General features: G+C 34.0%; 27 protein-coding genes. 19 read left to right on the top strand and 8 right to left on the bottom strand.

Annotated features, from left to right (window positions below):
- The 5 genes from BB050_RS08195 to BB050_RS08175 form a co-directional block, all read right to left on the bottom strand.
- On the bottom strand, positions 1-1,416 hold the full coding sequence (locus BB050_RS08195; protein WP_066033241.1) for a sensor histidine kinase: 1,416 nt from the start codon (positions 1,414-1,416) through the stop codon (positions 1-3).
- Positions 1,417-1,540: 124 nt separating this feature from the next.
- Entirely contained in the window at positions 1,541-2,089 is a 549-nt protein-coding gene (locus tag BB050_RS08190) for a CopD family protein (protein WP_008465657.1), read from the bottom strand.
- Positions 2,090-2,656 carry a hypothetical protein gene (locus BB050_RS08185; protein WP_066033240.1) on the bottom strand — a complete coding sequence of 189 codons (567 nt, stop codon included), beginning with the start codon at positions 2,654-2,656 and terminating at the stop codon, positions 2,090-2,092.
- A gap of 7 nt (positions 2,657-2,663) precedes the next feature.
- Entirely contained in the window at positions 2,664-3,677 is a 1,014-nt protein-coding gene (hemH, locus tag BB050_RS08180; RefSeq protein WP_066033239.1) for a ferrochelatase, read from the bottom strand.
- Positions 3,678-3,860: 183 nt separating this feature from the next.
- Positions 3,861-4,727, bottom strand: coding sequence for an AraC family transcriptional regulator (locus tag BB050_RS08175; RefSeq protein ID WP_008465659.1), 867 nt, complete (start codon positions 4,725-4,727; stop codon positions 3,861-3,863).
- Between the two features lie 358 nt (positions 4,728-5,085).
- Between BB050_RS08175 and BB050_RS08170 the strand changes: the two genes are divergently transcribed.
- The 12 genes from BB050_RS08170 to BB050_RS08115 all read left to right on the top strand — a co-directional run bounded on the left by BB050_RS08170 (position 5,086) and on the right by BB050_RS08115 (position 15,019).
- Positions 5,086-5,520, top strand: a complete 435-nt coding sequence (locus tag BB050_RS08170) for a hypothetical protein (protein WP_066033238.1) — start codon at positions 5,086-5,088, stop codon at positions 5,518-5,520.
- 16 nt (positions 5,521-5,536) lie between these two features.
- Complete coding sequence (locus BB050_RS08165; protein WP_066033237.1) at positions 5,537-6,124, top strand: globin family protein; 588 nt, start codon at positions 5,537-5,539, stop codon at positions 6,122-6,124.
- A 357-nt stretch (positions 6,125-6,481) separates the two neighbouring features.
- Positions 6,482-7,732 (top strand): glutamyl-tRNA reductase, encoded by a 1,251-nt coding sequence (hemA, locus tag BB050_RS08160; RefSeq protein WP_008465667.1) that lies wholly within the window; start codon positions 6,482-6,484, stop codon positions 7,730-7,732.
- A gap of 155 nt (positions 7,733-7,887) precedes the next feature.
- A complete protein-coding gene (locus tag BB050_RS08155) occupies positions 7,888-8,292 on the top strand; it encodes a GxxExxY protein (protein WP_066033236.1) in 405 nt (134 codons plus the stop codon).
- 94 nt (positions 8,293-8,386) lie between these two features.
- Positions 8,387-9,310: a hydroxymethylbilane synthase gene (hemC, locus tag BB050_RS08150; RefSeq protein WP_008465668.1), complete on the top strand. Its 924-nt coding sequence runs from the start codon at positions 8,387-8,389 to the stop codon at positions 9,308-9,310.
- Positions 9,310-9,975: a uroporphyrinogen-III synthase gene (locus BB050_RS08145; protein ID WP_066033235.1), complete on the top strand. Its 666-nt coding sequence runs from the start codon at positions 9,310-9,312 to the stop codon at positions 9,973-9,975. Before hemC ends, BB050_RS08145 begins: the two co-directional genes overlap by 1 nt.
- A 50-nt stretch (positions 9,976-10,025) precedes the next feature.
- Positions 10,026-11,051 carry a uroporphyrinogen decarboxylase gene (hemE, locus tag BB050_RS08140; RefSeq protein WP_066033234.1) on the top strand — a complete coding sequence of 342 codons (1,026 nt, stop codon included), beginning with the start codon at positions 10,026-10,028 and terminating at the stop codon, positions 11,049-11,051.
- An 81-nt stretch (positions 11,052-11,132) separates the two neighbouring features.
- Complete coding sequence (locus BB050_RS08135; protein ID WP_066033233.1) at positions 11,133-11,510, top strand: hypothetical protein; 378 nt, start codon at positions 11,133-11,135, stop codon at positions 11,508-11,510.
- A 2-nt stretch (positions 11,511-11,512) separates the two neighbouring features.
- Positions 11,513-12,058: a GNAT family N-acetyltransferase gene (locus BB050_RS08130; protein WP_066033232.1), complete on the top strand. Its 546-nt coding sequence runs from the start codon at positions 11,513-11,515 to the stop codon at positions 12,056-12,058.
- Entirely contained in the window at positions 12,055-12,960 is a 906-nt protein-coding gene (hemF, locus tag BB050_RS08125) for an oxygen-dependent coproporphyrinogen oxidase (RefSeq protein ID WP_066033231.1), read from the top strand. The genes BB050_RS08130 and hemF overlap by 4 nt, the downstream gene beginning before the upstream one ends.
- Positions 12,961-13,103: 143 nt before the next feature.
- The gene (locus BB050_RS08120; RefSeq protein WP_066033230.1) at positions 13,104-14,042 is read left to right on the top strand and encodes a DUF4421 family protein; all 939 of its coding nucleotides are present in this window, start codon (positions 13,104-13,106) and stop codon (positions 14,040-14,042) included.
- 89 nt (positions 14,043-14,131) lie between these two features.
- Positions 14,132-15,019, top strand: a complete 888-nt coding sequence (locus BB050_RS08115) for a fructose bisphosphate aldolase (RefSeq protein WP_066035120.1) — start codon at positions 14,132-14,134, stop codon at positions 15,017-15,019.
- 141 nt (positions 15,020-15,160) lie between these two features.
- Here BB050_RS08115 and BB050_RS08110 read toward each other — a convergent pair whose 3' ends face one another.
- Positions 15,161-17,035 (bottom strand): hypothetical protein, encoded by a 1,875-nt coding sequence (locus BB050_RS08110; protein WP_066033229.1) that lies wholly within the window; start codon positions 17,033-17,035, stop codon positions 15,161-15,163.
- A gap of 4 nt (positions 17,036-17,039) precedes the next feature.
- Positions 17,040-17,672, bottom strand: a complete 633-nt coding sequence (locus tag BB050_RS08105) for a hypothetical protein (protein WP_066033228.1) — start codon at positions 17,670-17,672, stop codon at positions 17,040-17,042.
- 262 nt (positions 17,673-17,934) lie between these two features.
- Here BB050_RS08105 and hemB point away from each other — a divergent pair, with 262 nt between their 5' ends.
- Together hemB and BB050_RS08095 are read left to right on the top strand one after the other, a co-directional pair.
- Positions 17,935-18,930: a porphobilinogen synthase gene (hemB, locus tag BB050_RS08100; RefSeq protein ID WP_066033227.1), complete on the top strand. Its 996-nt coding sequence runs from the start codon at positions 17,935-17,937 to the stop codon at positions 18,928-18,930.
- A gap of 1 nt (position 18,931) precedes the next feature.
- On the top strand, positions 18,932-19,330 hold the full coding sequence (locus tag BB050_RS08095) for a c-type cytochrome (protein WP_066033226.1): 399 nt from the start codon (positions 18,932-18,934) through the stop codon (positions 19,328-19,330).
- 101 nt (positions 19,331-19,431) lie between these two features.
- Here BB050_RS08095 and BB050_RS08090 read toward each other — a convergent pair whose 3' ends face one another.
- Positions 19,432-21,486: a M13 family metallopeptidase gene (locus tag BB050_RS08090; RefSeq protein ID WP_066033225.1), complete on the bottom strand. Its 2,055-nt coding sequence runs from the start codon at positions 21,484-21,486 to the stop codon at positions 19,432-19,434.
- Positions 21,487-21,714: 228 nt separating this feature from the next.
- Here BB050_RS08090 and BB050_RS08085 point away from each other — a divergent pair, with 228 nt between their 5' ends.
- The 5 genes from BB050_RS08085 to BB050_RS08070 all read left to right on the top strand — a co-directional run bounded on the left by BB050_RS08085 (position 21,715) and on the right by BB050_RS08070 (position 26,229).
- Positions 21,715-22,380 (top strand): SCO family protein, encoded by a 666-nt coding sequence (locus BB050_RS08085; RefSeq protein ID WP_008465695.1) that lies wholly within the window; start codon positions 21,715-21,717, stop codon positions 22,378-22,380.
- A gap of 103 nt (positions 22,381-22,483) precedes the next feature.
- Positions 22,484-22,723: a FeoA family protein gene (locus BB050_RS08080; protein ID WP_008465698.1), complete on the top strand. Its 240-nt coding sequence runs from the start codon at positions 22,484-22,486 to the stop codon at positions 22,721-22,723.
- The gene (gene feoB / locus BB050_RS08075; RefSeq protein WP_066033224.1) at positions 22,723-24,822 is read left to right on the top strand and encodes a ferrous iron transport protein B; all 2,100 of its coding nucleotides are present in this window, start codon (positions 22,723-22,725) and stop codon (positions 24,820-24,822) included. Before BB050_RS08080 ends, feoB begins: the two co-directional genes overlap by 1 nt.
- A gap of 6 nt (positions 24,823-24,828) precedes the next feature.
- Positions 24,829-24,954 carry a FeoB-associated Cys-rich membrane protein gene (locus BB050_RS21730; RefSeq protein WP_085949274.1) on the top strand — a complete coding sequence of 42 codons (126 nt, stop codon included), beginning with the start codon at positions 24,829-24,831 and terminating at the stop codon, positions 24,952-24,954.
- A 348-nt stretch (positions 24,955-25,302) separates the two neighbouring features.
- On the top strand, positions 25,303-26,229 hold the full coding sequence (locus tag BB050_RS08070) for an alpha/beta fold hydrolase (protein ID WP_066033223.1): 927 nt from the start codon (positions 25,303-25,305) through the stop codon (positions 26,227-26,229).
- Positions 26,230-26,419 lie beyond the last annotated feature (190 nt).

The following is a 26,419-nucleotide window of genomic DNA, read 5'->3' as shown; positions in this document are numbered from 1 at the left end:
TTATGAGTTGGTGATAGGTAGAGAAACTGTAAACGTAGTTCCTTTTCCGTAAGTTGATTCAAAGGTAATTGTTCCTTTGTAATTTTCGATAATGTTTTTGATAATTCCGAGTCCCAGTCCCATACCACTGGTTTTGGTTGTGAATTTAGGTTCGAAAATTCTTCCTATATCTTGTTTTTGGATTCCAATTCCGTTGTCTTTTACTGCGATTTCAACATTGTTCTCTCTTCTCTTTACAGATACGACTATTGATTTCTGAAACTGACTTTCTGAAATGGCCTGTGTTGCATTTTTAACCAAATTGGTAATGACACGAATCAACTGTGTACGATCCATTTTAGAAATGATTTCTTCTTCTTCTTTTTCAAAAGAAATATAATCTTCGTTGAAAATATCTAAAGCCAATTCGACAACCTCAACCACATTCAAAGTTTCATTTTGCTGAGCAGGCATCGAAGCAAAGTTAGAAAATGCCGAAGCCACAGCTGTCATAGTATCTATTTGCTGAATTAAAGTTTCGGAGTAATCATTCATTTTTTGTTTTACATCAGGCGCGGAAGGATCAAATTTTCGCTGGAAACTCTGAACGGTCAAACGCATCGGCGTAAGCGGATTTTTGATTTCGTGTGCCACTTGTTTTGCCATTTCGCGCCAAGCTTCTTCACGTTCGCTTTGCGCCAGTTTGATGGCACTTTTCTCTAGTTTATCCACCATTCCGTTATAAGCTTTGATCAAGAAATTAACTTCTTTACTGTTGGCTTCCAGAACAATTTTTTCGTTTTTCTGATCTAGATTGGTTTCTTCCAAACGATCAGAAATCGTTTTTAATGATTTTGTGATATACGTTGAAAGAAAATAAGCTAAAGCAAAAGCCACAATCAGCATAAAAGAATACACCTGACTCAAACGAATCAAGAAAGTATTCAATTCGTTATCATAATAACCGTCGTCTTCCAAATACGGAAGATTTAAAATTCCGAGCGGTTTGAATTTTTCGTCTTTAATTAAACTGTACGAAGATCTGTTTTTAACTCCGTCAATCGTTTTGATATCTACAAAACGCTTTTCAATCGAAGAGCGAACTAATTTCAAAATATATTCCGGAATTGGTGGTGGCGCTTTATCAACAGCGAAAGATTCCTTCGAAGATTTCAGTAATTTCCCGTCAAGACTATAAATATTGATTTCAATTTTGTGAATCTGAGCCAGTTCATGGATTTTATCTTTAAAGATTAAATCTAAATTCTGGGTTTTGAGCGGATAAGTGGTAGTTGCAAGCACATAATTGATGTGCTCTTTTACCGCATTTTCTTTTCGTTCTAAACGTTCCTGATGGTATTCTTTGGCTTCAGTCTTAAATTGAATAATCGAAATCGAAGCCAATAAAAAAGATGCTACAACAATCAATACAATCATCGACAGGAATATCCTGGTACGAAGCGAAAGCATTGACATTTTGAAGTTTAGCATTTTTTTAGTATTCAGTCTTAGTCTCAGTCTCAGTCTCAGCAAAACTGAAAACTGTCACTGAGACTGAAAACTATTTCTTTTCTCTAATTCTTTTATAAAACCTGAACCCCAGCATAATTAAAACCGAGAATAAAATAATTCCGATTACGCCGAAAATCCAGTTGATGGCACTTTTTAAAACTACTAAAAACACAACTGCAAATAGAATAATCGTAGCGCCTTCATTCCACAAACGCATAAAATTATTGGAATATTTTACCTCATCTCTTTGTAATTGTTTAAAAATCTGATGACATTTTCCGTGATATAAATATAAAAGGAAAACGAAACATAATTTTACGTGCATCCAAGATTGTATAAGCCAAACGTGTCCTGCATTTGTAAAAAACAGCATCCAAAAAGCAAAGATACTTGCCAAAACTGCCGATGGCCATGTAATAATGTACCACAAACGATAGGCCATAATTTTGTATTGCGCCTGCAGAATCTCTTTTTCAGGAGATGGTTTTTCACTAGCTTCAATTTGGTACACAAACAAACGCACAATATAAAACAAACCCGCAAACCAGGTTATTACAAAAATAAGATGCAGTGATTTTAAGTAATTGTAGTATTCCATTTATTTTTTAAATGTAGATTTTTTAAAAAGATCAATCATTTCTTTACCATCATCTTCATCTTCATAAACAATCGAATTGACAAAGATCTTATCATTAAAACCTCGAGAAAAAATCACTAGCGTTACTATTTTTTTTCCTTCCTCAGTGATCTCTATTTTAGCTTTTCTAAATGGTAAGCCTGAAATATTTTCAGTACTTACTGAGTAATCTCCCATTTTGCCTTTTGGATAAATTTTACCAATATCCTTTAAAAGAAGAAAATCTTTTAATTTCATATTCAGATCAAGTGATCGAACATCATTTCCAAAAAAATCATTATAATTTACAGAAAAATAATTGGCTTCATCTTTCTTAAAAACCACAATTGAATGTTTCTTTTTCGCTAAGGCCGTATCTCCTTTAATATTTGCTTTCTCCTTTAAATTTACTTTTTCATAATCATTGGGAACAGAAATCTGCCAATTGAATGTTTTATCGTAAAAATCTACGACAGAGTTGCTTTTTTTACAACTTGCAAACGTTATCAAAACAAAAAATATAACGAAAATACTTTTTAATTTATTCATTTAATATTTATTTAGCCCAATCATTAATCCAGTTAGCAACCGTCTGGCACCATTCCTCGTCATCATTTAAACATGGAATTGCTAAGAATTCTTCTCCTCCATTTGCTTCAAAATCTTCTTTGGCACGCATGGCGATTTCCTCTAAAGTTTCTAAACAATCTGAAACGAAAGCTGGTGTTACAACTGCTAATTTCTTGATTCCTTTTGCTGGCATGTTATCGATTTCAACATCTGTGTAAGGTTCTAACCATTTATCGCCAGCTAAACGAGATTGGAAAGTTAAACTGTATTTATCTTCTGGAAGACCTAATAACTTAACGACTTGTCTTGTAGTTTCATAACATTGGTGACGATAACAGAATTCATGTGCCGGCGATGGCGTGTTACAGCATGAACCGTCAATTTTACAATGCGATTTTGTTACATCGGTTTTGCGGATGTGACGCTCTGGAATTCCATGATACGAAAACAATAAATGGTCATATTCAAATCCAACTAAATGTTTCTGAATAGAATCTGCTAAGTTTTTGATATAATCCTGTTTGTTATAAAATGCCGGAACATCAGTAAATTTCATGTGAGGGAACTTCTTCTTGCGAATTTCTTCTGCTTTAACCAAAATAGTCAAAGTTGAAGCCATTGCATATTGCGGATATAATGGAAAAAGCAGTACATCTGTCACTCCTTTATCACTCAATTCTTGAAGTCCTTTTTCGATTGTCATACTTCCGTAACGCATTGCAAGCGACACCGGGACATTTACTAAAGGCTGTACTTTTTTCTGCATTCTTTCTGAAAGAACCACCAATGGAGATCCTTCTTCCCACCAGATTTTTGAATAAGCATGCGCCGATTCTTCTGGCCTTTTTCTTAAAATAATCCCGCGAACTAATAATGCTCTTAATAAATACGGAACATCAATCACATATTTATCCATTAAAAATTCATCTAAGTACGGTTTTACATCTTTTGGAGTTGGACTGTCTGGAGATCCTAAGTTTACTAATAATACGCCTTTCATTATGTTTTTTTGCTTTTAAGCTTTTATTTGTTTTTAAAATTTCAGCAAAAGTAAACGCTGTACTTTATTCGAAATATGATATTTATTACTTTTTAATTATTGTAGAATATCTAAAATCAATTTCTCTCGCAGATTCGGGAGATATATCAGATTTTAATTTGTGCTAATTCGTGAAATTCGTGTTTAAACATTCGCATTAATCGACATCAAATATTTTTTTGGTGTTGTTCCGAATTTCTTTTTAAATGCGGCAATAAAGTGGCTTCCAGTGCTGTAACCAATTTTCAATCCAACTTCATTTACGTTATAAGAACCGCTATCTAAAAGTTTTCTAGCGAAATCCATTTTGTAATCAAAAAGAAAACCATAAACCGTATCGCCGTAAATTTGTTTGAAACCCATTTTTAGTTTTTTCAAATTCAGACCAATTTCGTCAGCCAATTCTTGTAACCCTGGTGGCTCTGCCATATTAGCAATTACGATTTCTTTGGCTTTTCGGATTTTCAGAACGTTTTCTTCATCAATCAAAAACGGACATTGTTCTGCATTTGGATCTTCAGTTCTGTTGAAATACAAGCTCAGCAACTCGTATCCTTTTCCTTTATAATAAAGGTTTTTTATGGACGGATGAAGATTGTAATGAAACAGCTGACTCAAAACTATCGCCATCGACGGACTGATATTTCCTTCGTTATAATATTTTTTATCCTTATTATCTGGACTTAAAAACGTAATATAATCGGCTTCGGCAGAAAATAAGGCATGAAATTTCTTGATGGAAACAATTACCGAAATCACCCAAGAATTTGGAGCCAATTCTAAATTCAGCGGTAATTCTTTCTGAGGATTGTACAAAAGAAGTGATTTTTCTTCTTTTAGCTCCAAAGCATAATTGCCCTGATTGAATAAGAATTTGGCATTTCCTTTTATTCCGAAGTGAAACTGAATGAGTCCCGTACCTATTTCATGTTGCGCATAAAAAGGCTCTGAACTATCGTTCTGAAACCTAATTAGCGTAAAGTCATCTTCAATTTTTATTTCTTCCTCCATTTTGATTACTTATTCATGATTTTACTGAAACGATAATTTGCGTTTCCAAAATTAAATCTTTTTGATGGGTTTATCGTTTACTTGCTTCCAAATTTATAATTTCTTTATTCTTTCAAAGTCTTTTCCTTCATTTTGTGTTCAATTTTCTTCACGGGCTCCCAACATCGAAATTTGGTTTTTAAAATGGTAATTTACTGATTTTCAACTTACTTCTTGTTAAAACTAAACATAAATTATTTCTTACAGTATTTATAACTGTTCTAAATTGAAGATTTGTTACTGTTTGATAAAACCAATTATAAAAACCTCCCGTAAATGATTCTTAAAAAACTAAATCAACAAATAAATAAGAGTTTTTATGAAAATTAATAAAATAGTAAAAAAGGGACTTTGGGCAGTTGCAATAACAGGCGTGTTGTTTTTTGCCATTTTAATCTTCCACATTATTACAGCAAAACCAGCCGTTTACGAAAGTCCAAATCTTCAGGTAAGCAGAATTGATTTTAAAGAAAACATAGATCCTGCCTACGCGAAAAAGATTTGCGCAGATTTAAGATCCATAAAAGGATTAACCTCTGACTCGATTATCGTAAAAAGAAATGTAGTGGTATACTTTCACAACAATAAAATTACTAATTCAAAAAAAGTATATGACGAATTAATGAGCAAAGGAAATTACGATGCCCAACGTTACATTTTGCCTGCTGGCTTAGCAAACAAGGAAGTTTGTCCCGTAGATCAAAATAGCTACAGCTACAAATTGTCAAAAAAAATTAATCAATTTTTTAATTAACCTTTAAATATTTATTATGAGAAATTTTTCTAAAATTACACTTGGCGCATTAATTATTGCATTGGCCTCATTAACTTCCTGCAGCAACGACGATGATAAAACTCCCGCAGAAAAACCAACTATCTATGAGAGATTAGGAGGTTCTGTTATGGTTTCTGATCCAGATAATTCAGGGCAGATGATCGAAAAGGGGCGTTTAAGCTTTCGTAAAGTTGTAAATTCTACCATAGGATTAATTGTAGCAGATATCCAGTCTAATGCTTCAGGTAATTTACAGGCTCATTTTGCTCCTCTTCTGGCAGAAACAGGAAGCACACAAGCTACCAATATTGCTAAGTTATCGGATAATCTTACTGATTTCTTCTCTTTTAATACAGGAGGAAAAAATACTGTAAATACTTATTCAGGTTTAAGCATGTCGGCTGCACACGATCCTGCAAGAAACCCTAGAATGGGAACTAAATCTAGCAATGCAGATTATACAAAGTTTGTAGGCTATGTTGGTGCTGCGGCAAATGCAAACGGAGTTGCTTCTAATACAGAACTTTATACAGACATCGTAGCTGTTTTGGAGTCATTAAGAACTCCAATTGTTCAAAAATAATTTCCTTCCCAAAAAGCGCTATGTTAAATTTAATATAGCGCTTTTTATTCAATCTTATTTTACTACGAAAATAACGCCATTCAGATCGTCAAGAATTTGAAAAAATTCGTGCATCAGTTTTTGAACCCTTAGCGATATTTTTTTTCAAGCAAATTTTATCCATTTGCCTACATTTATTTAGAATGACTCTAAACAAAACATTTCAAACGACTTGATTTTGCTATAAAAGTGCTGATTTCTAAATAAAAAGACAAGTTTAGAATCAAAAAAACATACAGCGACATAAAAAGTACTTTTAGCGTTATTTTTATCGATGGTATAGTAATAATTTTGTTGCACTTTTATGAAAGTGAATTTATGGAAAACAATAACGTACCGAAACACCTTTATTTTTACTCAGTTGGTCTGAGTTATAAAAAAGCTGATGCTGAGGTCAGAGGTCAATTTAGTTTGGATGCCGTTGCAAAGACGCGATTGCTGGAACAAGCTAAAAACGAAGGAATAGAAAGTTTAATAGTTACTTCAACTTGCAACAGAACCGAAATCTACGGTTTTGCTGAACATCCATTTCAATTAATAAAACTTATCTGCGACAACAGCAATGGTTCTGTTGATGCTTTTCAAAAAGTAGGTTTCGTTTATAAAAATCAAGAAGCGATTAATCATATCTTTCGTGTTGGAACTGGTTTAGACAGCCAGATTTTAGGCGATTTCGAAATTATATCTCAAATAAAAACCAGTTTTACGCATTCAAAATCTATGGGATTAGCCAATGCTTTTATGGAAAGGCTGGTTAATGCAGTTATTCAGGCGAGCAAGAGAATCAAAACAGAAACAGAAATCAGTTCTGGAGCAACCTCAGTTTCTTTTGCCTCTGTACAATATATTTTGAAGAATGTTGAAGATATCAGCAACAAAAACATTTTACTTTTTGGAACTGGTAAAATCGGAAGAAATACTTGCGAGAATTTAGTAAAACATACTAAAAATGAGCACATCACTTTAATTAACAGAACGAAAGATAAAGCAGAGAAATTAGCAGGAAAATTAAATTTGATTGTTAAAGATTACTCTGAGTTACATTTAGAACTTCAAAAAGCCGATGTTGTCGTTGTTGCAACAGGCGCTCAAAATCCAACGGTTGACAAAGCCATTCTGAATCTTAAAAAACCTTTATTGATTTTGGATTTGTCTATTCCAAAAAACGTGAATGAAAACGTAGAAGAATTAGAAGGCGTTACTTTGATCCATATGGATTATTTGTCTCAATTGACAGATGAAACTCTAGAAAACAGAAAATTACACATTCCGGCGGCTGAAGCGATCATCGAAGAAATCAAAGAAGAATTTGTTACTTGGATGAAAGGAAGAAAATTTGCTCCAACAATTAATGCATTAAAAGAAAAATTAAATGCGATTAAAGTTTCGGAATTAGATTTTCAAAGCAAAAAAATCGCCGATTTTAATGAAGCACAAGCCGAAATCATCAGTAATAGAATCATCCAGAAAATCACTACTCATTTTGCAAATCATTTAAAAGACGACGATACGATGGTCGATGAAAGCATCGAATGGATCGAAAAAGTCTTCAAAATAAAAGCATCTTAGTTTTTAATTTAAACCATTAAGATATAAAGGAAATTAAGACCAATCTTTGTCAAAAGAATTAAGTCATGCTATAACACAAAGCTTAATAATCTTAAAATTCAACACAAAAAGCTTAATTCTCTTAATGTCCTTAATGGTAAAAAGAAAAAAGTTCTATGACAAAAAAAGAGGTTACGCAATTGGCTTATGAAATTACAGGTTTTGCCATTAAAGTGCATAAAGCTTTGGGACCTGGACTTTTAGAAAGCATCTATGAAAAGTGCCTCAAATATGAATTAGAACGAAACGGATATGATGTAAAGCAGCAATTATCTGTTAAGATTGATTATTACGATCTTGAATTTGAATCTGATTTAAGAATAGATTTAATTGTAAATGATTGCGTCGTTGTTGAATTAAAAGCAATAGAAAATTTATTACCGATTCACGAAGCACAATTATTAACATATATGAAATTGTTACAAAGACCTCAAGGTTTACTAATAAATTTCAACACAACAAATATCACGAAATCAATGAAACCTCTTGTGAACGATCATTTTGCAAGATTAATAGATTAAATTAAACCATTAAGATATTAAGAAAGTTAAACTTATTTTTCTTGACAAAGATTGACTTAATTCTCTTAATGCCCTTAATGGTAAAAAACAAAACATGGCAGAAAAAACAATCAGAATAGGAACGCGTGACAGCGAATTAGCACTTTGGCAAGCGCACACTGTAGAAAAAAAACTAAACGATTTAGGTTATAAAACCTCAATAGTTGCGGTAAAATCTCAGGGAGATATTATTCTTGATAAGCCACTTTACGAATTAGGAATCACTGGAATTTTCACAAAAACCTTAGACATTGCCATGATCAATGGCGATATTGACATTGCTGTGCATTCTATGAAAGATGTCCCGACGGCTTTGCCTAAAGGAATTGTTCAGGGAGCAGTTTTGCCAAGAGCCAATGTCTTAGATATTTTAGTTCATAAAGGAAATCCTGATTTTGCAAATCCAAGTACTATTGCGACTGGAAGTTTACGTCGTCAGGCACAATGGTTCAATAAGTATCCAAATCATACAGTAGTTGATTTACGCGGGAACGTGAATACACGCATGCAAAAACTACAAGATAATAATTGGGATGGAGCTGTTTTTGCCGCTGCAGGTTTGGAGCGCATCAACTTAAAACCTGAAAATTACATCAATCTAGATTGGATGATTCCAGCGCCAGCTCAAGGCGCAATGCTAGTTGTGGCAATGGAAAATGACAATTATACATTGGATGCACTATCGCAATTAAATGACATAGAAACTGAAATCTGTACTCATATCGAACGTCAGTTTTTAAGAACACTTGAAGGCGGATGTACTGCGCCAATTGGGGCGTTAGTAAAATATAATGAAGATGAAGATACACTACATTTTCAAGGTGTTTTACTTTCTATCGATGGAAAACAGAAAATTGAAATCGACAAAACGGTAGATATTTCAGAATGGAAAAAACTAGGTTTCAATTCGGCTCAGGAGATTTTGAATAATGGAGGAACGGAATTAATGCAGAAAATCAAAGAATCTCTAAAGAAATAATGGCAAATACAATTCAGATACTATCTACTAAAATATTATCTCCTCTTTATAAACAAGAGCTCATGAAATATGGCGTCGAGTTAGTCGAAGCCGATTTCATCAAAACCGAAAACAAACCTTTCGAATTAAAAGACCTCAAAGAGAGCCTTATTTTTACAAGCCAAAACGCCGTTCACAGCGTTTTATCAAATCCAAAATCTGAAGAATTAAAAAAGAAAAATGTGTATTGCGTTGGACTAAAAACTAAAAGTCTTTTAGAAGAAAACGGCTTTAATGTTATTGCCTACACAGGTTATGCTTCCGATTTAGCAGAAATTATCACTTTGATTTACGGAAATGAGAGTTATACCTTTTTCAGTGGCAATTTAAGAAGAGACACTTTGCCAGAAGCTTTAAAAGAAAACGGAATTAAATTCAATGAAATTCAGGTTTACGAAACAACGCTTCAACCTCAGAAAATAAAAGCAAATCCTGAAGCGATTTTGTTTTTTAGTCCGTCTGGAGTTAAAAGTTATCTGAAACATAATACAATAAATAAGCAAATCTGTTTCTGCATCGGTGATACGACTGCAGAAGCTTTATCAAAAATCACTAAAAATATTATCATCGCAGATCAGCCAACAATCGAGGACGTGATCGAAGATGTAATTCACGAATACAAATAAAAACCTTTGCAACTTTGTCACTTTACGACTTTGCACCTAAAATAAAAAACATGTTAAAAAACGACCTATTTTTAAGAGCATTAAAAGGAGAAACAGTTCAACGCCCACCAGTATGGATGATGCGTCAAGCAGGAAGATATTTGCCAGAATTTAGAAAACTTCGTGATAAGTATGATTTCTTTACACGTTGCGAAACTCCTGAATTAGCTGCTGAAATTACAGTGCAGCCAATTCGCAGAATTGCTCCAGATGCTGCTATATTATTTTCGGATATTTTGGTAGTGCCACGCGCAATGGGAATTCATGTTGAATTGAAAGATAATTTGGGTCCGATTATTCCAAATCCAATTCGTACAATGGAACAAGTAAATCAGGTTTTTGTTCCGGATGTAAATGAAACTTTAGGTTACGTTTTTGACGCTGTAAAATTGACTAAAGAAATGCTGAACGATGAAGTGCCATTAATTGGTTTCGCAGGTTCGCCTTGGACTATTTTCTGCTATGCTGTTGAAGGAAAAGGTTCTAAAAGTTTTGACACTGCAAAAGGATTCTGTTTTTCAAATCCAGTTGCAGCGCATACATTATTGCAAAAAATTACCGATACAACTATTTTATATTTAAAGGAAAAAGTAAAATCAGGAGTAAATGCCGTTCAGATTTTTGATTCTTGGGGAGGAATGCTTTCTCCTGCTGATTATCAGGAATTTTCATGGAAATATATTAACCAAATTGTTGACGCTCTAGCGGACATTACTCCAGTTATTGTTTTCGGAAAAGGATGCTGGTTTGCTCTTGGCGAAATGGGTAAAAGCCGTGCTTCTGCATTAGGTGTTGATTGGACTTGTACGGCTAGAAACGCTCGTTATTTGTCTGGCGGAAACATTACTTTGCAAGGAAACTTCGATCCATCAAGATTACTTTCTCCAATTCCGACTATCAAAAAAATGGTTCATGAAATGATCGACGAGTTCGGAAAAGATAAATACATTGTAAATTTAGGTCACGGAATTTTACCAAATATCCCTGTAGATCACGCAAAAGCGTTTATTGACGCGGTTAAGGAATACGGAAATTAATTTAGTTGATGGTTTTTGGTTGATGGTTGATGGAACGTTCCAAACTATCAACCAAAAACCAACAACCAACAACTTAAAACCATGCTCAACAAAGGTTTAAGAGATGAAGAGAAAATCAGAATTGATAACGTTCTTAAAACGTTACGAACTCTTGTTTATGTTCCTTATCCTTTAAACAATTTGGAAAAAGCTAACATTGAAGATCAGTTAAAAGAAATTGGGCTAAACCTCGAAACTTTATCCAGTCAAACAAATGAAGATCTGATTACATTATTAATACGTCTTCATTTTGATTGGGAACATTTAGAGCAATTCGGGGATATTTTAATAGAATTCTCTAAAAAAGAAAATTATAATTTCACTGACAAAGCTTTAGCTATTTATCAATATATTCAGGCAGAAAGCAAAGTTTTTTCGTTTGGAATTAATGCTAAAATCGCTTCTTTAAAAAACAAATAGCAATGAGTTTTACAGATTGGAAAACAGACCGAATTGAAGATATTCTTCCTGAAGAATTTTATAAACTGATTGATAAGAATAAAAATCACATTGCAAAAACTTTCCCTGTAACCCTGGCTAATTCTGATTCGCTAGAAAAAACACAAAATTTTATATCAGTTAATAAAGACAAAGAAAGAAATGGTGAAGGATATTATTTCTTCGCTCGCGATATAAAAACAACTAATCTAATTGGTTATTTATGTGTGAAAACAATTGATTACCACATTTCAAAATGCGAATTAGGTTATTTTATTGACGAAGATTACCAAGGAAAAGGAATTACATCCAAAATGGTTTCTGATGCACTCGACTTCTGTTTCAATGAATTAAAAATGAATAAAGTTTTCATCTGTACATCAGAAATTAATCTTGCAAGTCAGAGAATTGCATTAAAACACAATTTTAAACAAGAAGGAATTTTAAGGGATGAATTTAGAAACGGCGACGGCACTTTGCAAAACTCCGTTTACTTCGGACTACTTAAATCAGAATATATTAAATCATGAAAGATAAATTTTACGCCTACATACAAAATTTACAAGACCAAATCTGCGCTGGATTAGAAGCTGTTGACGGAACGACAAAATTCCGTGAAGATCTATGGAAACGTCCAGAGGGCGGCGGCGGAAGAACTCGCGTTATTGAAAACGGTGCGGTTTTCGAAAAAGGCGGTGTAAACATTTCTGCCGTTCACGGAAAACTTCCAGAGACGATGCAGAAAATGTTTGGCGTGAGCGAAGCCGATTTCTTTGCCTGCGGATTGAGTTTGGTTTTACATCCAAAAAACCCAATGACACCAACGGTTCACGCAAACTGGCGATATTTTGAAATGTATGATGAATCTGGAAAAGTAATCGAACAATGGTTTGGAGGCGGACAGGATTTAACGCCCTACTATTTGTTTGAAGAAGATGCAAAACACTTTCACCAAACTTGTAAAACGGCTTGCGATAAACACAATCCAGAATTTTATCCGAAATATAAAAAACAATGCGATGCCTATTTCTGGAATGCGCATAGAAATGAAGCACGCGGACTTGGCGGTTTGTTTTTTGATTATTGCAAAGCAAATGAGCAAATGTCAATGGAAAACTGGTACGATTTCGTAACCGAAGTGGGAAATAGTTTCCTTGAAGCTTATGTCCCAATTGTAGAAAGAAGAAAAAACCTTTCTTATACTCCTGAACAAAGAACCTGGCAAGAAATCCGTCGTGGCCGTTATGTTGAATTCAATTTGGTTCATGATAAAGGCACTTTATTCGGATTAAAAACCAATGGAAGAATCGAGAGTATTTTAATGAGTTTGCCACCGCATGTACAATGGGTTTACGATCATCATCCAGAAACAGGAAGCGAAGAAGAGAAATTGATCAATGTGTTGGCAAATCCGCGCGAGTGGATTTCGTAACCTAAAATTTAATTAACACATAGAAACATAGATTTAAAGACCTATCTTAGAGGTGATTTTAGAAAATTGTATTTTTTCACATAGCTAGATGTGTGGATTATTTAAATTAAACGTCTTTTAAAATTGTCTAAAACTATGTTTCTATGCGTTTAAAACTCATTTCCGCCACATTTTTTACCAGTATTTTTGGATGTTTTGCCCAAAACGACACTTTGCAAAACCCGTATTTCAAATCATACCGTGATAAAATTACTGCCAGCGTTTATTATTTAGACACTTCCAATAGTTTTCAGATTGCTTCAGACAATACAGATCCAAAAATATACGTTAATCTAATTCCGAATCGTAGAGAACAGATTGGCTTCAATCTAAACTATAAAATTATAGACATTGGTTTTGGTTTTGCGCCTAAATTCCTAAGCCAGAATAAAGGCGATTCTCATTCTAAGCACTTTAATTTCAATACCCGTTTTTATTTAAAAAAATGGATGCAGTCGTTTACTTTTATCAACCAAAAAGGATTTTACATTAGCGATGATAACATTACGGCTCAGTTGCCTAATATGCGCACTACAAAAATTGGCGGATCGACCTCTTATGTTTTCAATGATAAATTCTCTTTTAAAACGTTGGTAAGCCAAAACGAATGGCAGACGAAAAGTTCTGGTAGTTTCATCCCGTCTTTTTCTTTCTATTATACCAATCTTGATTTAAATACTCCAGACTCATCTCATAGCGATATCTATGTATTTACATTGGCTCCTTCCTATTTTTACAATTTTGTAATCAGCAATCGGGTTCTAATTGGAGCTGGACTTGCTTTGGGTGCTGGAATAAATGATATTGATGGCGATACCTCAGCTTTGTACCAAGCCGATTTCAACTTAAAGCTTGCATACAATAATGACCGTTTTTTTGGTTTTGCAAGTCTCAACACAATTAGTTTTGCACAAGACGAGAAAGTCGATCCAAGGCTGAATGATAACATCGCTACTGTAAAGCTCTCTGTCGGTTACCGATTTGATCCTCCAAAAAAAGTAAAAGAAGTTTACGATAAGGTTAATGAAAAGATAGGTCTTTGAGAATTCTCTAATCTCATAATCAATAAGTTCCAAAAATTGCTTAAATTACATGGATTTATAAAAAACTAAAATTCATTATTATGGCAAATGTGAACCAGGAACAATTAAATCTCATGCATTCTGGCAAAGGATTTATCGCCGCCTTAGACCAAAGCGGCGGAAGCACACCAAAAGCATTGGCACAATATGGTGTACAAGAAAATCAATATTCAAATGACGAAGAAATGTACACTCTTGTGCATGAAATGAGAACTAGAATTATTAAAAGTCCAGCTTTTGACAGCCAATATATTCTCGGTGCTATTTTGTTTGAAAATACAATGGACCGTAAAATCGACGGACAATGGACAGCTGATTATTTATGGGAGAAAAAACATATTATTCCTTTTCTGAAAGTAGATAAAGGGCTTGCAGATCTTGCAAATGGCGTACAATTAATGAAACCCATTTCTGGTTTAGACGAATTGCTAGATCGTGCTGTAGAACGAAACATTTTTGGAACTAAAATGCGTTCTGTAATAAAAGAATCCAATTCTCAAGGAATACAAGATGTCGTTGCCCAGCAATTCGAAGTAGGAAAACAAATTTTCAATAAAGGATTAATTCCAATTATAGAACCTGAAGTTGACATTTACAGTCCTGATAAAGAAAAATCGGAGCAGATTCTGAAAGAAGAAATTCAAAAACAGCTGAATCTATTGGATAAAGATATAAAAGTAATGCTGAAACTTTCGATTCCGACTGTCAACGATTTTTACCGTGAACTTATTTCAGATCCGCATGTGGTTCGTGTCGTAGCCCTTTCTGGCGGTTATTCTCGCGAAGAAGCAAATCAAAAACTCTCACAAAACCACGGACTGATTGCCAGTTTTTCAAGAGCATTATCTGAGGGACTTACTGCCAGTCAATCTGATCAAGATTTTAATGCTGAATTACAAGAAACTATCAAAGGCATTTATCAGGCTTCAATTACTTAGCAAACTGAAATAACCAAACGTTCCTACGGAACGTAAATAAATGGTACCGTCAATTTTTTCTACCGACGAAACATTCCTACGGAATGAATTATTTTTAAATAAAAAAATCCCTGAGACATACTCAGGGATTTCCTTTTTCAATTATTTAGAAGTCATTTCTTCGGCTAAATCTAAAGTCTGCAAAATGATGTTTTTATCAGACTTAAAAGAGTTTAGTTTAAAAACGAATTTCAGTTTATTGTCAATTAACTTTTTAGGTGATTCTATCGATACATCCGAAAATTGGGATGAAATTTTAGTCATTCGATCCAATTCTGAATCTTTTGCTTTCTTACCAAATGTTTTCACAGTTTGTGCAATATCCAGCTTTCCAGAAATATAGTTTTTACTCAAATCTTTCTTTGCCTCTTTAGCAAAAGAACCTTTTCCTGAACCAAAATAATCTTTTGTATTAGCAACAACTACTACATCTTTTTCCTTCATGATAAAAATATCGCCATATTCTTGAGTGCCAACTACAGTGTATGAATTTCCATTTGGAACTAGCACTTTTTTACGAACTCCCAATTGCAATAATTTATCTCCAAAAGTTGGATGCGTAGAAGTAAAAATCACAGAAAACAGCGGAATATCCTTTTTCACTTTTTCTTCGGTTATTTTTTCTTCATAATTTTCATCATAATCATACTTTTTGGTCATAACCTCAACTTCTTTCGTATCGTATAAAAAAGCGCTCAAATCGCCATCAAAAAGCTTTGCTGTGGCTTCTTCATCAACGATTGTCGAAATCAGATCTGTGATGAGTGTAATATCTTCTTTAGCAAATTTTGGATTTTGAAATAATTCAGTCATTAACGATGGGAAATTTTCAAGTGCCGCTTTTGTATTGGCGTGATACGAAACGTAACCTAAAGGTTTTTCCGAAGGGAAATAATTAAAGATATTTTTGTTGATTTTTCTATCGCTTATTTTACTTACAACACTGGCAATCTCCGCAGCATATTCAACTACTTCTTCAATTCGGGCATTATCATTATCAAAATAAAAATCCAAATTGATGCCTTTTATAAAATTTCCAAAGTTCTTCTGCATTGGCAAGTATTTATCATAACCTCCAAATAGTGCCAAAGGATAATTATACAACGAATAAAAACTCGACATGAATCCGCCATAATTTACCCAAGACGAAATATCTGCCGAAGCATTAATTTTCGAAAAACTTGGCGTAGTAAAACCATTTTCAAATAAACCTTTTATAATTTCTCTTTGCTGTTCTGCTAGTTTTTTATCAAATTCTGTCTGCTCTGCGGTATATTCTTCATACGGATTTCCATCGTATAAATAATCTTGTTCAGCTGTTTCTGCTGATCCAGCTGGAACATCTGCTACCATAGGTTCATCACGCATTACAGAAGGTTCTGCTATTTTTGGCGGATTTGGCGCTTGTGGAACGTCATACACTTGCGGTGCCTCTACTGCAGTTTCTTCATACGTTTCTGTTGCCACAATCGAATCGTTTAAAATTGGAGGTCCCCCAGGAGAATCATAAAACTTAGTAGGAAGTCTTTTTGTCAATTCAAATATGACCAAATAATTATCATTCCATACAAATGATCTTTTAACGCCACTTGGTGTAAAAACAGCATATTTTCCAAATTCTTCAATTGTACTATTTTTTCCATTTGCACCTTGTTTTTCAATCAGATACTGTCTTACTGCTTCTTTGTTTTTTATCGGAATGGTAACCTGATAAAACGGAACACTATCTAAGAAATTTCCATGAATTGTAATTTTTTGATCTAACTGAATGATCGAAGTATATTGGCGAAGATCAAAATCAGGTTTTTTGCTAATGTATTTCGTCAATATCGGATGATTCAATACTTCGTTTATGCTCACTTTTTTAGAAAGCTGATTTCCGTTAAACTGTACAAAATAATCGTATTTGTCTGGACTCGTTTGTCCAAAAGTAAAATACGTGGCAAATAGAAAAATTAGGGTGTAAAAATGCTTCATAAAATCAAGGCGTTAATTGGATGGTATTATTCATTAAGGTCGATTTCTTAAATACGCTGTACATACTTTGTTTTAAAAAAACGGTCTTTTTATTTTTTGAAATTTTGCTGTTTGTATTCTCAACAGCCATAATATCTTTATCGAAAGTGTAGATAGAAATAATGCTGGCTTCTTCCAGATCTTTCTTTTTCTTTGGGTCGTTTATCACTTTTTCAGGAATTGGATACGAGGCAATTCTTTCAAAAGTTTTGTCGCTTCCGCTAAAGTGAATCTGGTCGCGCTGATTGTTTATCGTATTTACAACAGCATTTAATGCTTTCAGATTCGCATAATTGAGTTTGATAATGAAAACGTAATTCTGAAAATCTGTTTTGGTTGTTACATTCGAAATCCCGTCAATTTTTACAGCTTTCGCCTTAAAATCTTCGAGTTTCTGTGTAATTTCCTGTTCGTTTGGAATTTTTACGCCATCAACTTCTTCTAGCCAAATGGCAGATTTGGTTTTGAACCAAGATTTAGAAAAGTCGATCATCAGCGTATATTCACCACTTTGATCATCGTGATGTTTGATTCTTTCTGTAATCTCAAAACAGCTTGTTAAAAGCAGACAGCAAAATAAAGCGAGAATTTTCTTCATTTTACAAATTTAGATGGAATATTCTGAATAACCATGCTTTAGTTCAAACAATAAAATCAAAATTTTTAGATAATATTAACGGATTCTAAAGCAAGCTAAACTCCTTATTCTGTTCCTTTTTCTTTAACTTTGCGCCACTTATCAAAAGTGAGGTAAACTTCAAAAAAATAAAAAACAACTTCAATTTTAGAATAAGGATTTATCAATCTGTTTTCAAATTCAGGTTAAAATCTGAAATCTAAAATCTAAAATCTAAATTTATATGTTCCCATTACAAAGAGGCAGAAGATTAAGAGTAAATGAATCGATTCGTTCTTTAGTACGCGAAACCAGTTTAAGTCCATCGGATTTTATGTTTCCAATGTTTATTGCTGAAGGAGAAAATGTAAAAGTCGAAATTCCATCAATGCCGGGAATTTTCAGAAGATCTATAGATTTAACAGTTGAAGAAGTAAAAGAACTTTATGATTTAGGAATTCGCGCCGTTAACATTTATGTAAAAGTTAGCGAGAATCTAAAAGATAATACTGGTAAAGAAGCTTGGAATCCTGACGGATTAATGCAGCAAGCTATTCGTGCCATCAAAGCGGCTTGTCCAGAAATGATTGTTATGCCAGATGTGGCTTTAGATCCATATTCTATCTACGGTCATGACGGAATTATTACAAATGGCGATGTAGAAAACGACAGCACAGTCGATGCTTTAGTAAAAATGGCTGTTTCACACGCACAAGCTGGTGCCGATTTTGTTGCGCCAAGCGACATGATGGACGGACGCGTATTACGCCTTCGCGAAGGTTTAGATGCTGCCGGATTTCAGAATGTTGGAATCATGAGTTATTCAGCAAAATATGCTTCGGCTTTTTACGGTCCGTTTAGAGATGCTTTAGATTCTGCTCCAAAAGAAGCTGATGTTGTGGTTCCAAAAGACAAAAAAACATACCAAATGGATTATGCCAACCGCATCGAAGCCATTAAAGAAGCTTTGTCTGACGTAGAAGAAGGTGCGGATATGGTTATGGTAAAACCAGGAATTGCTTATTTGGATATTGTTCGCGAAATAAAAAATACAGTTCATGTTCCCGTAACCGTTTATCAGGTTTCTGGAGAATATGCTATGATTAAAGCTGCATCTGAAAGAGGATGGCTTGATCACGATAAAATTATGATGGAACAATTAATGTGTATCAAACGTTCAGGCGCTAATCTTATTTCGACTTACTTCGCAAAAGAAGCTGCAATACTATTAAAGAAATAAGATGAAAAAGGTTTTATTTTTAGCTGCCGTTTTAGCATTTGCTTCTTGCAAAAAAGAAACTTCTGAGCCAACAAACGCAACAACCGAATCTGTTTCTGAAGGAGAATCGGCGAAAGCCAAAAGTCCAGAAGAACTAGGAAAACAGCTTTTTGAAGGAGCTGGAAATTGTTTTGCTTGTCATCAGCCAGATCAAAAAGTAGTTGGACCGAGCATTAAGGAAATTGCCAAAATCTATAAAGATCAAAAAGGCGATATTATTACTTTCCTTAAAGGAAATGCAGAACCAATTGTTGACCCGAGTCAGTTTGAGGTTATGAAAACCAATTTTGCCATAACAAAAGAAATGTCCGACGAGGAATTAAAAGCAATTGAAGCTTACATTTACAGTCAGTTAAAATAATCACATGATGTTCCGTAGGAACATCTTTGATTCTCTCAAAATAATAACGCAAAAGGGCGGTTCCGAAAGTCGGAACCGCCCTTTTTTATCATTAAAACGGATTACCAGATTTTAACTCGTTTTTCTGGTTCAACATACATTTTATCTCCTTTCTTAATATCAAACGCTTTGTAAAAAGCATCAACATTCTGAATCGGCACATACGCTCTGTACATTCCAGGAGAGTGCGGATCTGTTTTAACTTGGTTTTTGATCGCTTCGTCTCTTGATTTAGTTCTCCAAACGGTAGCCCAAGAAATAAAGAAACGCTGTTCTGGTGTAAATCCGTCAATTAAACCTGGATTTCCATGTTGTTTTAAATATAATTGCAGACCGTCAAATGCCGCGTTGATTCCGCCTAAATCTCCAATATTTTCACCCAATGTAAAATGACCATCAACATGAACTCCTGGCAATGGCTCAAGAGCACTGTATTGATTTGCTAAATCATTTCCTAAAGCTGTAAATTGTTTTAAATCATCTTCTGTCCACCAATCTACTAAATTTCCTTCGGCATTGTAACGCGCTCCAGAATCATCAAATCCGTGAGAAATCTCGTGTCCGATTACAGCGCCAATTCCACCATAGTTAACTGCTTCGTCAGCTTGGTAATTGTAAAACGGGGGCTGTAAGATAGCTGCTGGGAATACAATTTCGTTATAAGATGGATTATAATACGCATTTACTGTTTGCGGAGACATATGCCATTCTGTTTTATCAACCGGTTTAGACAATTTATCTATGCTTTTCTTAAATCTCCATTGCGCTAAGTTTTTAGTATTTTCAAAATAGCTTCCTCCTTCTGCAATGCTTTTAATTTCTAAAGCCGAATAATCTTTCCATTTATCAGGATATCCCACTTTAATCGTGATTTTGTTCAGCTTTTCGATTGCTTTTGCCTTAGTGTCTTTAGACATCCAGCTCAAATTATTAATACGATTTTGGTAAGCCGTAATAACATTATGAATCATATCAATCGCTTTGGTTTTAGCTTCAGCTGGAAAAACTTTTTCTACATAAAGTTTTCCAAGAGCTTCACCAACATTTCCGTTAACCACATTAAGCGCTCTTTCCTCAGCCGGAAGCTGTTTTATTGCGCCTCTTAATGTTTTGCTGTAAAAATCGAAATTGGCATTGTCAATTTGTGTTGTAAGCTTGCCCGCAGCGCCGTTGATCAAGTCCCATTTTAGGTATTCTTTCCATTGTGCCACTTTATTTTCTTTGAAAACAGTTTCTAAAGCTGTCATATATTTAGGCTCAGAAACAATTACGCTCTCAAGTTTAGTAATTCCTAAACCAGCAAAATATTCGTTCCATTTGATAGCTGGAGTTAATTTTTGAAGTTCAGCAATTGTCATTGGGTTGTATTGCAAACGGCTGTCTCTTCTTTCAACTCTGTTTAACCTTGGTTTTGACAATTCTGTTTCAAGAGCTAGAACCTCAGCAGCACTTTGTTTTGCTTTTTCTGGAGATTCTCCAATAAACTGAAGCATTCTGGCAACATGCAATTCATACTTAGCACGTTTTTCTTTAGAATCTTTATCCTCAGAAGTATAATAATCTTTATCTGGAAGTCCTAATTGGCTTGGTCCTAAATTTACAGAGTTTTTAGAACTGTCTTTATCATCAGCACCAATGTAAATTCCGAAAAAGCCCGCATTTCCTTCTTTTTCCATTTCAACCAAATATTTCTGAACGTCAGCAATGTTTTTAATTGCATCAATTTTTTTCAGATATGGTTTTAAAGGTTCGATTCCCTTCTTATTTCTTCCGATAGAATCTAAATAGGTGTTAAATAAATTAACTGCTTTGCCCTGATCTGTATTAGACTTATACTTCGGATTTTTTGAAGCTTCTTTTAAAACTTCCATCACATCCTTGTCTGTTCTTTTAATCAGTTCATTAAAACTTCCCCACGTAGTGCGGTCACTTGGAATTTCTGTTTTTTCAAGCCAAGCTCCATTTACATATTTGAAAAAATCTTGACTTGGGCTGATTTTCGTATCCATATATGATACATTAATACCTGGTTCTTTTGGCGCTTGTGCTTGAGCTGCGGTTATGGCAAACATTGCAGATATAACACCAAACACAGGTTTGGCTAATTGTTTTTTCATAAAAGTTTATAGTTTAATGGAAAATACAAACATATTGTTATTATTTCTAAAATTGTGTTAAAATTCAAACAGGAAATCCATTTATAAAAATAAATTTCACAAATGAGAGCTTATAACGATTTTTATTAGTCTGCAATTTGATGTCAAAAGTTACAAAAGCCTGTTAAAAAAATTACGTTCTAAAGTTTTTAAAACCTCCTTTTCGTATTTTTGCGCCAAATTATTTTTATGAAATCGCTTTTATACAAATACCGCAAATTCTTTATTGTTTTAATAGTATTTTCGGTGGTTACGATATCTTTGTTTTACTCTGCATTGAAACCTAAAAAAACGCTTCCGATTTATAATCCAGCCGATGTAAATCCTGAATTGGTTGACAGTACAATTCAGTATAAAAGCAAATACCACACAATTGCCGATTTTTCTTTCATCAATCAGAATGGCGATACTATTACCCAGAAAAATTATGAAGGAAAAATTTACGTTGCCGATTTCTTCTTTACAACCTGCGGATCAATCTGCCCGAAAATGTCAACCAATTTAGTTGATGTTCAAAAAGCAGTTTTAAACAATCCAAAAGTGATGCTGCTATCGCATACCGTTTTTCCTGAAGTAGATAGCGTTTCTGTTTTAAAAGCTTACGCTATTAAATATGGTGTTGTAGACAGCAAATGGAATCTGGTTACAGGCGATAAAAAAGAAATCTACAAGATGGCCAGAAAATCGTATTTGGCTGTAAAAATGGGAAGACCAGATCAGCTTTATGATATGGTGCATACGGAGAATTTTGTTTTGGTCGATCAAAAGCGCCGCGTTAGAGGTTTTTATGACGGAACGAATAAAGAAGACATAAAACGTCTTTTAGAAGATATCGAATTCCTCTCTCAAGAGTAAAAACCCTTATTTTTAGAAACATTTAGCATTTGTGGAAGTGTTAAATACCTTGAAATAAAGAATAATTGCCTACTTTTGCAATCTAAATTCAATCTAAATAAGCTTGCAAAATACAATACACACTCTGAAAAAAGGCGAAAAAGCCATTATCAAAGATTTTGATATCGATCTTATTCCACTTAAATTATTAGAAATGGGTTGTCTTCCTGGCAGTTTAGTTGAATTGTTGCAGGTGGCTCCTTTTGGTGATCCTTTATATTTAGATATTAACGGCTCTCATGTTGCAATCCGAATTGAAACCGCTCGTGAAATTGAAGTTGAACTTATCAAAACCAATTTGTAATGAGTGTTCAGAATATCAATGTTGCCCTTATCGGAAATCCAAATACCGGAAAAACCTCTGTTTTTAATCAATTAACTGGTCTTAACCAACAAGTTGGAAATTATCCTGGAATTACGGTTGAGAAAAAAATGGGCTTTTGCAAGCTGCCTAATAACATAAAAGCCAATATTCTAGATTTACCGGGAACGTACAGCTTGAACGCCAGTTCGATGGACGAAAGCGTTGTTATTGAGCTTTTGCTAAATAAAAATGACAAGCTATATCCAGACGTTGCTGTTGTTGTAACTGACGTTGAAAATTTAAAAAGAAATTTACTGATTTACACTCAGATAAAAGACCTTGAAATCCCAACGATTTTGGTTATCAATATGTCGGATCGTATGGAGCGCAAAGGTATTTCTTTGGATATTCCATATTTAGAAGAAAAATTAAAAACAAAAATTGCTTTAGTTAGTTCGCGTAAAGGTTTAGGAATTGAAGAATTAAAAGAACTGATTGTTTGTTATAAAACTATCCCGCACGAACCTTGTTTGAATGCTTCTGTAATTGATGAAGAATATTTCAAAAAACTGCAACATGCTTTTCCAAATCAATTATTGTACAAATTATGGCTTGTAATTACTCAGGATGTCAATTTTTTGAATTTAGAACGAAATGAAATTCGAAGCACTTTTACAAAATCGCATTCAGAATTAAAGCGCTTACAGCAGAAAGAAACCATAAAAAGATATCAGTTTATCAATGATGTTTTAAAAGAAGGTTTAAAGATTGACGCTTCGATGGCTAAAGATGTCCGTGCCAAATTGGACCGTGTCTTAACTCATAAAGTTTTTGGTTACGTTATTTTCTTTGCCATTTTATTTTTGATTTTCCAATCCATTTTCAGCTGGTCCACTATTCCGATGGATTTCATTGACAGCACTTTTGCCTCTTTGAGCAGCTGGGTTGCGGCAGAACTTCCAAGCGGCATTTTGACCGATTTGCTTTCTCAGGGAATTATTCCGGGTATTGGAGGCGTTATCATTTTCATTCCCCAGATTGCTTTCTTGTTTTTATTTATTTCTATTTTGGAGGAAAGCGGTTATATGAGCCGTGTGGTTTTCTTGATGGATAAAATCATGCGCCGATTCGGACTTTCTGGAAAAAGTGTTGTGCCCTTAATTTCGGGAACTGCTTGCGCGATTCCAGCAATTATGGCTACAAGAAATATCGAAAACTGGAAAGAACGATTAATCACTATTTTGGTAACGCCTTTCACAACTTGTTCGGCAAGATTGCCTGTTTATGCGATTATTATATCATTGGTCATTCCGAGCAAAAGAGTTTTTGGAGTGCTAAATCTTCAAGGATTAACTCTGATGTCCCTTTATGTATTAGGATTCTTTATGGCCATTTTATCAGCTTACATTTTAAATAAGGTTTTAAAATTAGAATCAAAAACCTATTTTGTTGTTGAAATGCCAAGTTATAAAATGCCGCTTTTCAAAAACGTCGGAATCAATGTGGTAGAAAAAACAAAAGCATTTGTTCTTGGTGCAGGTAAAATCATCTTAGCAATATCAGTCATTTTATGGTTCTTGGCTTCTTATGGGCCAGGAAAAGAATTTAATGAAGCTGAAAATATAGTTAAAGAAAGGTTTGCCAACACAACTTTGGATGAAACGCAATTTGAAAATGAAGTTAATTCTCAAAAATTAGAGAACTCTTATATCGGTTTAATGGGAAGAGCAATTGAACCGGTAATTCAGCCTTTGGGTTACGACTGGAAAATCGGAATTGCGTTAATCAGTTCGTTTGCAGCACGTGAAGTTTTCGTTGGAACATTAGCAACCATTTATAGTGTTGGAGATACAGATAACGAATCGACTATAAAAAGCAAAATGCAGGCAGAAGTTCGTCCAGATACGGGAGAAAAAGTATTTGACTTTGCAACTGGAATCTCTTTACTGCTGTTTTATGCTTTTGCCATGCAATGTGCCAGCACATTGGCGATTACCAAAAAAGAAACCAATTCATGGAAATGGCCAGCAATGCAGCTAGTCTTCATGAGCGGTCTCGCATATTTTACCGCATTAATTGCGTATCAACTTTTAAAATAAAAAGTTATGTTTCAAGAAATAATAGCCTTTGCCATATTAGGATTTGCAGTTGCTTTTTTGATCAAAAAGTTCTTCTTTAAATCGAAAAAGAAAAAAGACTGTGGAGGAGGAACCGATTGTGGTTGTTCTTAATTTTAGGTTCTAAGATACTAAGACTAAAAGCTTCAAATAGATTTAATTTCTATTTGAAGTTTTTTTTTTATGATAAAAAATGTCTTATTCTGTTATTTTAAAAACCAAAATCACCTTTTTAGTATATTTTCTAAAACTATTTTTGTTTCCTAAATTTTATTTAAGATGACACCGGAAGATAGAATGGAAATAGTACGAGATAATAGAGTGGCTCGATTACTGTGGTTCGCGATAGGTTTTTTCTGCGCGACAATCATTACTTATTTCATAATGAAAACCAATCATTAGTTTTTTCTCTGCTGTTTTAATTATACTTTTATCCTATTAAAACAGCAAAAAAGACTTCCAATGAACCCAAAAACTCCTTTACTTTTCTTTCTATTTTTATGTTTTGCTCAAAGCGGAATTTCCCAAACAAAAATAGATGCCAAACAAGATTCAAATACTACTTTCCAAACTTCAGATGGAGTTCCTTTGTTTTTGAAAGTCAATGGAAAAGGCGAAGTCTGTATTTTTGTACACGGAGGCCCTGGAGCATGGAGCAAATCTTTTGAAGAATTTGGCGGAAATGCCTTAGAAGACAAACTAACCATGTGTTATTATGATCAAAGAGGTTGCGGTAGATCTGGATCTCCTGCAGACAATAATTACAGCATGGACAGAATGATTGATGACATCGAAGAAATTCGAACTCACCTTAAAACGGATAAGATATTTGTAATTGGACATTCTTTCGGAGGAATTTTAGCCACTAAATATGCTGAAAAATATCCTCAACATGTAAAAGGTTTAATTCTGCTGAATGCTACACTTGATATCAACGATTCGCTTCTCAATCAAATTGCTTTCATGGGCAAAATTTTAGGAAAAGATTTCCCTGTACAAGGCAAAGATTCCATATTAAACACTTTTTTTGAAGCTAAACAGGAAACTAAAAAAGCAGATCTAGAGTATAAAATGCTGTCTGACAATAGAGCAAATGTTGAAAAACTGGACAGTATTGATAATAGCGAAAAAAGGAACGCTTCATTTGCACAAAATGCATTAAGTGGCCCGCTGTATTTTAATGATTTTACAAAAGAAACTGCTTCTATCAAAGTTCCAACGCTTATAATCTCAGGAACAAAAGACAACAATATTGGCCCTGAGCATTATCGTTTGTTTAAATTTCCAAATCAAGAAGTTAAGATTATTAACGGTGGGCATATTTTGTATTACGAACAGAATAAAGAGTTTAAGAATACCATTCAAAAATTTGTTCAGAAAGTTAAATAAGAAAAGATGAAAGACGCTAGAAGAAAGACTTATGACTAGAGCGGAAGACGACAGATACTAAAAGAAAAATTGTCTTATTATAACGGTTTAAAGACTTTTCTTGGTATAATCATTACCCTCTAGAAAATTACTTTTGAAATGTATAAAATTCATTCAAAATGACAAGATTTGAAAAAAGGGAAATGGTTAG

This window comes from Flavobacterium anhuiense (assembly GCF_001705175.1).
GTDB classification, from domain to species: Bacteria; Bacteroidota; Bacteroidia; order Flavobacteriales; family Flavobacteriaceae; genus Flavobacterium; species Flavobacterium anhuiense.
Note: the sequence above shows the minus strand (reverse complement) of the source record. Positions and strands in the feature narration are given on the sequence as shown.

Excerpts from the sequence above, each read along its gene's own strand:
- BB050_RS08195 (WP_066033241.1), bottom strand. The coding sequence starts at position 1,416 with ATGATTGTATTGATTGTTGTAGCATCTTTTTTATTGGCTTCGATTTCG.
- BB050_RS08190 (WP_008465657.1), bottom strand. The coding sequence starts at position 2,089 with ATGGAATACTACAATTACTTAAAATCACTGCATCTTATTTTTGTAATA.
- BB050_RS08185 (WP_066033240.1), bottom strand. The coding sequence starts at position 2,656 with ATGAATAAATTAAAAAGTATTTTCGTTATATTTTTTGTTTTGATAACG.
- hemH (WP_066033239.1), bottom strand. The coding sequence starts at position 3,677 with ATGAAAGGCGTATTATTAGTAAACTTAGGATCTCCAGACAGTCCAACT.
- BB050_RS08175 (WP_008465659.1), bottom strand. The coding sequence starts at position 4,727 with ATGGAGGAAGAAATAAAAATTGAAGATGACTTTACGCTAATTAGGTTT.
- BB050_RS08170 (WP_066033238.1), top strand. The coding sequence starts at position 5,086 with ATGAAAATTAATAAAATAGTAAAAAAGGGACTTTGGGCAGTTGCAATA.
- BB050_RS08165 (WP_066033237.1), top strand. The coding sequence starts at position 5,537 with ATGAGAAATTTTTCTAAAATTACACTTGGCGCATTAATTATTGCATTG.
- hemA (WP_008465667.1), top strand. The coding sequence starts at position 6,482 with ATGGAAAACAATAACGTACCGAAACACCTTTATTTTTACTCAGTTGGT.
- BB050_RS08155 (WP_066033236.1), top strand. The coding sequence starts at position 7,888 with ATGACAAAAAAAGAGGTTACGCAATTGGCTTATGAAATTACAGGTTTT.
- hemC (WP_008465668.1), top strand. The coding sequence starts at position 8,387 with ATGGCAGAAAAAACAATCAGAATAGGAACGCGTGACAGCGAATTAGCA.
- BB050_RS08145 (WP_066033235.1), top strand. The coding sequence starts at position 9,310 with ATGGCAAATACAATTCAGATACTATCTACTAAAATATTATCTCCTCTT.
- hemE (WP_066033234.1), top strand. The coding sequence starts at position 10,026 with ATGTTAAAAAACGACCTATTTTTAAGAGCATTAAAAGGAGAAACAGTT.
- BB050_RS08135 (WP_066033233.1), top strand. The coding sequence starts at position 11,133 with ATGCTCAACAAAGGTTTAAGAGATGAAGAGAAAATCAGAATTGATAAC.
- BB050_RS08130 (WP_066033232.1), top strand. The coding sequence starts at position 11,513 with ATGAGTTTTACAGATTGGAAAACAGACCGAATTGAAGATATTCTTCCT.
- hemF (WP_066033231.1), top strand. The coding sequence starts at position 12,055 with ATGAAAGATAAATTTTACGCCTACATACAAAATTTACAAGACCAAATC.
- BB050_RS08120 (WP_066033230.1), top strand. The coding sequence starts at position 13,104 with ATGCGTTTAAAACTCATTTCCGCCACATTTTTTACCAGTATTTTTGGA.
- BB050_RS08110 (WP_066033229.1), bottom strand. The coding sequence starts at position 17,035 with ATGAAGCATTTTTACACCCTAATTTTTCTATTTGCCACGTATTTTACT.
- BB050_RS08105 (WP_066033228.1), bottom strand. The coding sequence starts at position 17,672 with ATGAAGAAAATTCTCGCTTTATTTTGCTGTCTGCTTTTAACAAGCTGT.
- hemB (WP_066033227.1), top strand. The coding sequence starts at position 17,935 with ATGTTCCCATTACAAAGAGGCAGAAGATTAAGAGTAAATGAATCGATT.
- BB050_RS08095 (WP_066033226.1), top strand. The coding sequence starts at position 18,932 with ATGAAAAAGGTTTTATTTTTAGCTGCCGTTTTAGCATTTGCTTCTTGC.
- BB050_RS08090 (WP_066033225.1), bottom strand. The coding sequence starts at position 21,486 with ATGAAAAAACAATTAGCCAAACCTGTGTTTGGTGTTATATCTGCAATG.
- BB050_RS08085 (WP_008465695.1), top strand. The coding sequence starts at position 21,715 with ATGAAATCGCTTTTATACAAATACCGCAAATTCTTTATTGTTTTAATA.
- feoB (WP_066033224.1), top strand. The coding sequence starts at position 22,723 with ATGAGTGTTCAGAATATCAATGTTGCCCTTATCGGAAATCCAAATACC.
- BB050_RS21730 (WP_085949274.1), top strand. The coding sequence starts at position 24,829 with ATGTTTCAAGAAATAATAGCCTTTGCCATATTAGGATTTGCAGTTGCT.
- BB050_RS08070 (WP_066033223.1), top strand. The coding sequence starts at position 25,303 with ATGAACCCAAAAACTCCTTTACTTTTCTTTCTATTTTTATGTTTTGCT.